We start from the raw sequence: 8,527 nt of genomic DNA, 5'->3' as shown, positions 1-8,527 counted from the left end.
TGACCCCCGAGTGGATCCAGGGGAACGTGCTCCCGGTGCTCGCCGACCCGCACCGGCTGTACGAGATGTCCCGCGCCGCCTCCGAGTTCGCCGGGGGCGCGCCGCCGTCTGCAGGCGCTCCGGCAGCAGCGCCATCGCGCCGCCGCCGGTCGCACCGATCAGCCGCAGACCGGGATACTTGTCCAGCCATCCCGCGAACGCGATCATGGCCATGCCCATCGTGACGTCGCCGAAGCGGCCGATCTGCTCGACGAAGCCGATGTTGTCGACCCGCTCCGTGCCGACCGGTTCGGCCGGGGCGTGCACCAGGACCGGCACTCCCGCCTCGGCGGCCAGCGCGAAGAAGGAGTCGGCACGCGGGGAGCCGAGCAGCTCGCCATGGACGCTGGACGTGGTGATCAGGCCGACGAAGGCGGGGTCCGCCAGCGTCTCCCTGACCCCTTCCAGGTGATCGTCGTCGCCGAACGGGTTGGCGTACACGTACCCGCGCAACTGGTCCGGGAAGTTGGCGATCAGGCCTGACATCCAGGCGTGGAATCCGCGCAGCCGGTCCCGTGGTTGCGCGTAGTTGTCGACGCCCGGGACCCGCGCCATCGCTCCGGCGCCGACCGGGCTGCCGATGATGGTGAGGTCGATCCCGGCCTGGGCGCGAGCGGCGAGCATGCCGTCGACGTCGGTCAGGCTGGGGGGCATGGGGAAGCGTTTGGCCGCCTCCGGTGGGGAGAGGTGCCCGTGGATGTCGATGATCATGTGTCGGTTCCCGGGTTCGGTGTGAGTGCGCGGGTGACCGCGGCACAGTCCTCGTCGCCGAGCCCTTGCTCGGTGGCGCGGACATGCGTCTCGGCTGCTGCGGCTGCGAGAGGCAGACGCAGGCCGGCCTCCGCTGCCTGCTTCGTAGCGAGCATGAGGTCTTTGGCCATCAGCCGCAGCCGGAAGTCCGGCTCGTCGAAGCGGTCGGCGGCCAGGCGCCTCGACTTGAACGCCATGACCGGCGAGGCGAAGCCACTGCCCGCGATCGTCCTGAGAACCAGCTGTCGGTCGAGCCCCGTGGCGGACGCCAGTTCGGTGGCCTCGGCCAGCGCCTGCACCTCTATCCCCATGAGCAGGTTGAGGAGCAGCTTCATCCGCATGCCGGAACCGAGCGCGCCCAGATGGACGACCTCCTTGCCCAGCATCTCCAGCAGCGGCCGGGCCGCTGTGAAGGCCCGTTTCTCGCCGCCGACGAACAGCCGCAGCTCGCCGTCGCGGGCGTGCTCACGGTTGCCGAGCATGCCGACGTCCAGAACCGAGGGCACCTCCCCGGCGATGCTGGCGACCTCTTCGGGGGCGACGGTGCTGGCGCAGATCAGCGTGCCCGGGTAGGCACCCCTGGCCAGGACTCCGTTCGGTCCGCGGAGCACGGTGCCGAGGGCTTCGCCGTCGGCGACGGTGCAGATGGCGGCTGTTGTGCCCTCGACGGCATCGGCCGGGTGGGCGGCCGCGACGGCGCCCGCCTTGGCGAGCGGCTCGGTCCGTTCCGAGGTGCGGTTCCAGACCCGCACCTGTATGCCTTGGTCAAGGAGGCGGGTCGCCAGGCCGGTGCCCATCCTGCCGAGACCGAGGACGGCGACAGGTCCGTCTATGGTGCGCGTCATGACGTCTCCTTCGTGGTCTCCTTGACGACCCGGAACCGCAGGGACTGTGTCGAGTCGACCCATTTGCGGAGCGGGGCCACCAGTGCGCGGTGGTCCTCGCTCTGCTGCCAGGCGAAGAAGTGCTCGGGTGTCTCCCACTCGCTGGTGATCACCCACTGGCGGGAGTCGTCAACGGGCTCTCCCAGCCTCTCGATGATGTGACCGGGGGATCCGGCGACGGACTTCCGGATCTGGTCGTACATGTCCAGAAACCCTTGCTCGCCGCCCTCGATCACACGGACCGCGAAAACGACGGACAGCTTTTCGGCCGAATGGCCCTTCTGCTTGATGTCCATGTCTCCTCCTGATGGTGAGATCCGGCAGGACACGACTCCTACCGACTCATGCCCCCCGTGGCGTCGCAACTCCGAATGGGGGACAGGCCAGTGGGGACAAGGGGTCACGCTCGGTTGTTAGCCTGTTCGGGTGAGTAACGAGGTGTCCCGTTTCGCTGCGCCGGGGCAGTGACGGCGTCACACGAAAGGGGCGCCGACCGGTCCGCGCCGACCGGCTTTTCGATCACGTCCCATCAGGTCCGCCGGCCCGGCGGAGAGCAGGCCGGCGAGGCGCGGTCCACGAACCGGCCCCGCCGTCATGACCGGCGGAGTGCCGCAGCACCTCCCGCAGGCCGGACAGCAGGACGGTCGCGTGCTTCCGCAGCGGCACCAGGACGTCGGCGATCTCGGGCAGCCGTGGGTCCCCCCAGGGCGCAGCTGCGCGAACAGAGCTCCCAGTAGGGCTCGTAGAGCCGTTCGACCAGCCCCGGAAGCGCGCGTGCGTCGCCCATCCGGGTCAGCGCCCGAGCGCGTATGCGTCGACGGTGCCCTCGCTGTATCCGTCCGTCCCAGGGGCGTCGACGAGGGTGGCCAGCCGATCGGCGTAGGGCGCTGCCTGCCGACCGAGTGCCACCGGGAGGTGGGTGGCCTTTGCACCGCACCTCGGCATCCGGGTCCGCCAGCAGTTCTCCTGCCAGAGGCAGCAGTGCGTCGGCCGCGAACCGCCGCCGCACCAGACGCTGCCACGCATCGTCCAGGGCGGTCCGGCGCAGAGCCGTGTCTCCGCGCCGTCGGCCGGCCGGATCAGGAATGCGGTCGCTTTCGCCGCATCGTGCTCGGACCATGACAGACCTTCAGGGCCCGCTGCAGGGCCCAGACGGCCCGGCTGACGCTGCCCTGGTGCAGGTAGCAGACGGTGCTGCCGTTGGAGGCGACGGGCATCCAGTTGGCACCGCCCGGCCCGTCGTCGAGCCGGTCCGTCTTGGTGACGCACTGCGGGGTGGCGGCCACCGCCGTCGTGGTAGGGAGGATGGTGAGCCCCACCGCGCAGGCGAGGGTGGCGACGAGCGACAGGGTTGTTCCGGGGACGCGCCTGGGTGTAGTCCCTTCAAGCCCAGGGACTCGGCCGACGAGAGTTCCCGGCCGAGTCCGTAACAGAGTCGGCTCACGCCATGACACGGGTGTCCGCACGGGAAGGCCGCGGCTGCCGGGCTCTGTGAGGCAGGACGATCAAGAATGCGGTCAGTGGGACTGCTCGTCGCGCGCCGCGTTCTTCTCCTTGACGCGCGACGCTTCCTTGCGGACCTCGGCCTGGGTGGCGCGCTCCTTCTGCAGCCACTCGGGGAGATCCCTCTTCAGCGCGTCGATCTGCTCCGTGGTGAGCGGCTCGGTGATTCCGCCACGCGCGAGGCCCGAGATCGAGATTCCCAGCTTCGCCGCGACCACCGGCCGCGGGTGCGGGCCGTTGCGGCGCAGCTCCTGGAGCCACTCGGGCGGTTCGGCCTGCAGCGCGTTCAGCTCGGCCCGCGAGACGAGACCCTCCTGGAAATCGGCGGGGGTGGCCTCGAGGTACACACCCAGCTTCTTCGCCGCGGTCGCGGGCTTCATCGTCTGGGTGCTCTGGTGCGACGTCATGGTGTCAAGGGTATCGAACGTGTGCACTACGCCCGACCATGACAGGTAGCCTGTGAGGGTGACAGGCTCGAAAGTAACCCCTTCGTTCCGGCTCGCGTACGTCCCGGGAGTGACGCCCTCGAAGTGGGTGCGGATCTGGAACGAGCGGCTGCCCGGCGTCCCACTGGACCTCATGGCGGTCCCCGCCGCCGAGGCCTTCGACGTACTGCGGAGCGGCAGTGCCGATGCGGGGTTCGTGCGGCTACCGGTCGACCGCACGGATCTCAGCGCGATCCCCCTCTACACCGAGACGACGGTGGTCGTGGTCCCGAAGGACCACGTCGTGGCGGCGGTCGACGAGGTGTCCGCCGAGGATCTTGCCGACGACGTCGTGCTGCACCCGCTCGACGACGTCCTCGGCTGGGAGCGCCTGCCGGGACGGCCCGCGATCGAGCGCCCGGCCACGACGGCGGACGCCGTCGAGCTGGTGGCGGCGGGCGTGGGAGTGCTCGTCGTCCCTCAGTCGCTCGCCCGCCTGCACCACCGCAAGGACCTCACCTATCGGCCGGTCACGGACGCCCCCGAGTCGCGCGTCGCGCTGTCGTGGCCGCAGGAGCAGACGACCGACCTGGTGGAGCAGTTCATCGGGATCGTCCGAGGGAGGACCGTCAACAGCACCCGGGGCCGCCCCCCGACCCCGGCGCAGCCGAAGAGCAAGCGCGCGGAGACGGGCGGCGCCCAGCGGAAGCCCGCAGCCGGCAAGGCCACTGGCAGGGGCGCCGGCAAGGCGACCGGCAAGAGCCCGCGCAGCGCTGCCGGCGGCGGCTCCAAGACCGGTAGGCGCGGCAAGCCTCGCCGTCGGTCCTAGCCGCCGGCCCCGCTGCCAGGACCGGTAGGTGTGACAAGCCCGCCGCCAGGACCGGTGGCAGCCCGCCCTTCGGAGGCCCGGCCCCGGAGGCCCGTCCGGACCGCCGGACCGGACGGGCTTTGACCGAACCACCTGCGGACCGCCGCGTCAGCTGCTCAGTGCCGCCGCCACGACGGACCGGGCCTCCTCCTGCACGCGCGTCAGATGGTCACGTCCCAGGAAGGACTCGGCGTACACCTTGTAGACGTCCTCGGTGCCCGAAGGGCGCGCGGCGAACCAGGCGTTGGCCGTGGTCACCTTGATGCCGCCGATGGGCGCCCCGTTGCCCGGAGCGTGCGTGAGCACAGAGGTGATCGGTTCCCCCGCAAGGCTGTCGGCCGTCACCTGGTCGGGGGAGAGACGGCTCAGTACGGCCTTCTCCTCGCGTGTCGCGGGGGCGTCGACACGGGCGTAGGCCGGTTCGCCGAACCGGGCGGTGAGCGACGCGTAGTGCTCGCTCGGCGTCCGCTCCGTCACCGCCAGGATCTCGGACGCGAGCAGGTCCAGGATGATGCCGTCCTTGTCGGTGGTCCACACCGAGCCGTCCCGGCGCAAGAAGGAGGCCCCGGCGGACTCCTCACCGCCGAAGCCGAAGGAGCCGTCCATCAGCCCCTCCACGAACCACTTGAAACCGACCGGCACTTCGATCAACTCACGGCCGAGGTCGGCCGCCACCCTGTCGATCATGCTCGACGACACCAGCGTCTTTCCGATGCCTGCGCCGTCCGGCCACTGGTCGCGGTGGCTGTAGAGATAGGCGATGGCGGTGGCGAGGTAGTGATTGGGATTCATCAGCCCGCCGTCCGGGGTGACGATGCCGTGCCGGTCGGCGTCGGCGTCATTGCCGGTGGAGATCTGGAAGCGGTCGCGGCGCTCGATCAGTGACGCCATCGCGTACGGGGACGAGCAGTCCATCCGGATCCTGCCGTCCCAGTCCAGTGTCATGAACCGCCAGGTGGGATCGGTGTGCGGATTGACGACGGTCAGATCGAGGCGGTGCTCATCGGCGATGCGGCCCCAGTACGCGACGGACGCGCCCCCGAGTGGATCGGCGCCGATGCGTACGCCCGCGGCACGCACGGCGTCCAGGTCGAGCACGGACGGCAGATCTCGTACGTAGGTGCCGAGGAAGTCGTACCGTTCGGTGGTCGGCACGGCGAGCGCCGCCGCGTAGGGCAGTCGGCGTACTTCCTTGAGACCGCCCGCGATGATCTCGTTGGCGCGCTCCTGGATCCAGCCGGTCGCGTCGGAACCGGCCGGCCCACCGTTCGGCGGGTTGTACTTGAACCCGCCGTCGGCCGGAGGATTGTGCGAGGGCGTGACCACCACCCCGTCGGCGAGGCCGGAGGAGCGCCCGCGGTTGTGGGTCAGGATGGCGTGAGACACGGCCGGCGTGGGGGTGTAGCCGTCGGCGGTGTCGATGAGCACGGTGACGTCGTTCGCGGCGAAGACCTCCACGGCCGTCACCCGGGCGGGCTCGGACAGGGCATGGGTGTCGGCGCCGAGGAACAGCGGCCCGTCGGTGCCCTGCCGGGACCGGTACTCGCAGATCGCCTGGCTCGTCGCGGCGATGTGGTCCTCGTTGAAGGCGGTGTCGAGGGAAGACCCCCGGTGTCCCGACGTGCCGAAGGCGACACGCTGGGCGGGTTCGGCCGGATCGGGGTGCAAGGCGTAGTACGCGGTCACCAGCCGGGCCACGTCGATGAGGTCCTCCGGCCGTGCCTGTTGTCCCGCGCGCTCGTTCGGCATCCGTCCACTCCTCCACGTCGGTCGGTGCGATCAGTGCACGACTCATGATTGCCCCTCGGGCGCGTTTCGTCCGCCTGCACCTCCGCCGACAGCCGCGACCTGCAGGTAAATCGGTGTTCGACAGAGCCTCCCGCACGTGACAATCAAGGACCACTACCGGGAGGGACACATGAGCCAGGCATACCTGACTCTCCACGAACTGCTGCCGCCGCAGGAGCTGGCGTCGGCCCTCGACGCCGGGCACGTCACGCGCAAGCCGCATCCCGAACTGCCGCTGTCCATCTACACGTACACGCGGACGTGCCAGTACGAGCGTGTCTGGAACCGGGTGACCACGCGCTGCCGCGGCCTGGTCGCCGACGACGCCACCGGCGAGATCGTCGCGCTGCCGCTGCCGAAGTTCTTCAACGTCGGCGAGCACGAGGCCGGTCAGCCGTACGCGCCCGCCCTCCCGGACGAGCCGTTCGAGGTGTACGACAAGGTCGACGGCAGCCTCGCGGTGGTCTTCCACTACGCCGGCCGGTGGCGGGTCGCGTCCAAGGGCTCGTTCATCAGCGCCCAGGCCACCTGGGCCCAGCGTCTGCTCGACGGCAAGGACACCTCCGCCCTGGTTCCCGGAGCGACCTACCTCGCCGAGATCCTGTACCCGCAGAACCGGATCGTCGTCGACTACGGCGACCGCCGGGACCTGGTGCTCCTCGCTGCCTTCGGCAAGGACGGCACGGAGATTCCGCTGACCGACGCCGCGGCCGGCTGGAAGGGCATCGGCTCGGTCGTCAACGTCTGGCCGCCCACGCCGCTCGCCGAACTGCTCGCCCTGGCCGAGTCCAACCGGCTGCCCGGTGGCCGGGCAGCCACGGGAACCGACGCGGAGGGCTTCGTGCTGCGCTTCGCCTCGGGCGTACGGGCGAAGGCCAAGCTGTCCGAGTACGTACGGCTCCACAAGGTGCTCACCGGCGTCACCGAGCGGGACATCTGGCGCAGCCACGGCATCCAGCGCTTCGCGGATCTGCCGGCCAAGCAGATGGCCCAGGCGCTGGGATGCTCGACGGCGGACCTGGAGGCGTCCGGCGGCAAGCCGCTCGACGCCCTGCTGGAGCAGGTGCCCGACGAGTTCGACGCCTGGGTGCGCGAGGTGATCGCGCGGATCGAGAAGGACGTGGCCGACCGCGAGCGCGCGATCGACGAGGCGTACGCGTCCCTCGCCCATCTCGCAGGAGACCGGGGCGCCTTCGCCCGCGCCGCGAAGCAACTGCCCGACGCCGCCGTCCGCCCCGCCATGTTCCTGCGCCTGGACGGGCGACCGACCGAGCTGGTGACGTACCGTTCCGTCCGGCCCGAGGCGCCCGACCCTTACCTGACCGACGAGGAGAACTGACCGTGCCCGTAGTACACGTCATGACAGGGCTTCCCGCCTCGGGGAAGACGACCGCCGCGCGCGGGCTGCAGGCGGAGTCCGAGGGCCGGATGCGCCGCGTGAACCTCGACGACCTGCGGTCGATGCTCGACATCCCGGCGCCCGAGCGCGGCCGGTCCCACGCCCACGAGCAGACCGTGCTGGCCATCCAGGACGCGGCGGTGCGGGCGGCGGTCGACGACGGCTTCGACGTCGTCGTGGACAACACGCATCTGACGCCGCACATCCCCAAGCGCCTGAAGGCCGCGGTGGCCGGGCAGGCCGCCTTCGTCGTGCACGACTTCACCGACGTACCGCTCGACGAGTGCATACGGCGCGACGCCGAGCGGGACAGGGCGGTCGGCGAGGAGATCATCCGCATCCTGGCCGACAAGCACGAGAAGGTCAGGAGGGGCGGCTGGCAGCTCACCGACGCGTGGCTGAACGACGAGCCCTCGGTCAAGCCGTACGTCGCCGACCCGGCGTTGCCGGTGGCGGTGATGTGCGACATCGACGGCACGCTCGCGATCCGGGGCGACCGCGGCCCCTACGACTTCACACGCTGCGACGAGGACCTGCTCAACGTGTCGGTGCGCGGGGCCCTGGGGTCCTTCCGGCGCGCCGACGGCGATGTCATCGTCCTGCTGTCGGGCCGCGGTGAGGAACACCGTGAGATGACGCAGGCGTGGCTGGCCCGGCACGAGGTCCCCTACGACGAGCTGTGGATGCGTGCCGCCGGCGACGGCCGCCGCGACGACGTCGTGAAGGCCGAACTCTTCGACCGTCACGTCCGCCACCGCTACGCCGTGCGCGTCTCCCTGGACGACCGCGACCGCGTGGTCGCCGTCTGGCGCCGTATGGGCCTGCCCACCTGGCAGGTCAACTACGGCAACTTCTAGCCGGCCGGTGCCGC

The 8,527-nt window shown here is 70.6% G+C and carries 8 protein-coding genes and 1 pseudogene; 3 read left to right on the top strand and 6 right to left on the bottom strand.

The features are described from left to right. Positions 1-147: 147 nt before the first annotated feature. The 5 genes and pseudogenes from ABT078_RS30745 to ABT078_RS30725 all read right to left on the bottom strand — a co-directional run. Positions 148-693 (bottom strand): annotated as a pseudogene (locus ABT078_RS30745) (amidohydrolase family protein); the annotation flags it as partial. Between the two features lie 53 nt (positions 694-746). Continuing rightward, positions 747-1,634 carry an NAD(P)-dependent oxidoreductase gene (locus ABT078_RS30740; RefSeq protein ID WP_351233454.1) on the bottom strand — a complete coding sequence of 296 codons (888 nt, stop codon included), beginning with the start codon at positions 1,632-1,634 and terminating at the stop codon, positions 747-749. Further along, complete coding sequence (locus tag ABT078_RS30735) at positions 1,631-1,969, bottom strand: antibiotic biosynthesis monooxygenase family protein (protein ID WP_351233452.1); 339 nt, start codon at positions 1,967-1,969, stop codon at positions 1,631-1,633. Before ABT078_RS30735 ends, ABT078_RS30740 begins: the two co-directional genes overlap by 4 nt. Before the next feature lie 783 nt (positions 1,970-2,752). Beyond that, positions 2,753-2,992: a hypothetical protein gene (locus tag ABT078_RS30730; RefSeq protein WP_351233450.1), complete on the bottom strand. Its 240-nt coding sequence runs from the start codon at positions 2,990-2,992 to the stop codon at positions 2,753-2,755. Positions 2,993-3,190: 198 nt separating this feature from the next. After that, the gene (locus tag ABT078_RS30725) at positions 3,191-3,583 is read right to left on the bottom strand and encodes a DUF5997 family protein (protein ID WP_351233448.1); all 393 of its coding nucleotides are present in this window, start codon (positions 3,581-3,583) and stop codon (positions 3,191-3,193) included. Positions 3,584-3,641: 58 nt separating this feature from the next. On the opposite strand from ABT078_RS30725, the gene ABT078_RS30720 reads away from it, so the two are divergent. Then, entirely contained in the window at positions 3,642-4,430 is a 789-nt protein-coding gene (locus ABT078_RS30720; RefSeq protein WP_351233447.1) for a LysR substrate-binding domain-containing protein, read from the top strand. Between the two features lie 147 nt (positions 4,431-4,577). On the opposite strand, the gene pgm is transcribed toward ABT078_RS30720, so the two are convergent. Next, positions 4,578-6,218, bottom strand: a complete 1,641-nt coding sequence (gene pgm / locus ABT078_RS30715) for a phosphoglucomutase (alpha-D-glucose-1,6-bisphosphate-dependent) (protein ID WP_351233446.1) — start codon at positions 6,216-6,218, stop codon at positions 4,578-4,580. A gap of 169 nt (positions 6,219-6,387) precedes the next feature. Between pgm and ABT078_RS30710 the strand changes: the two genes are divergently transcribed. Together ABT078_RS30710 and ABT078_RS30705 are read left to right on the top strand one after the other, a co-directional pair. After that, complete coding sequence (locus ABT078_RS30710) at positions 6,388-7,596, top strand: RNA ligase (protein WP_351233444.1); 1,209 nt, start codon at positions 6,388-6,390, stop codon at positions 7,594-7,596. Between the two features lie 2 nt (positions 7,597-7,598). Next, positions 7,599-8,513, top strand: a complete 915-nt coding sequence (locus ABT078_RS30705) for a phosphatase domain-containing protein (protein WP_351233442.1) — start codon at positions 7,599-7,601, stop codon at positions 8,511-8,513. Positions 8,514-8,527 lie beyond the last annotated feature (14 nt).

The organism is Streptomyces sp. NPDC002133 (assembly GCF_040296405.1).
Taxonomy (GTDB): Bacteria; Actinomycetota; Actinomycetes; order Streptomycetales; family Streptomycetaceae; genus Streptomyces.
Note: the sequence above shows the minus strand (reverse complement) of the source record. Positions and strands in the feature narration are given on the sequence as shown.

What these genes read in the sequence shown, in the direction of transcription:
- ABT078_RS30740 (WP_351233454.1), bottom strand. Translation starts at nt 1,634, where the DNA reads ATGACGCGCACCATAGACGGACCTGTCGCCGTCCTCGGTCTCGGCAGG.
- ABT078_RS30710 (WP_351233444.1), top strand. Translation starts at nt 6,388, where the DNA reads ATGAGCCAGGCATACCTGACTCTCCACGAACTGCTGCCGCCGCAGGAG.
- pgm (WP_351233446.1), bottom strand. Translation starts at nt 6,218, where the DNA reads ATGCCGAACGAGCGCGCGGGACAACAGGCACGGCCGGAGGACCTCATC.
- ABT078_RS30725 (WP_351233448.1), bottom strand. Translation starts at nt 3,583, where the DNA reads ATGACGTCGCACCAGAGCACCCAGACGATGAAGCCCGCGACCGCGGCG.
- ABT078_RS30735 (WP_351233452.1), bottom strand. Translation starts at nt 1,969, where the DNA reads ATGGACATCAAGCAGAAGGGCCATTCGGCCGAAAAGCTGTCCGTCGTT.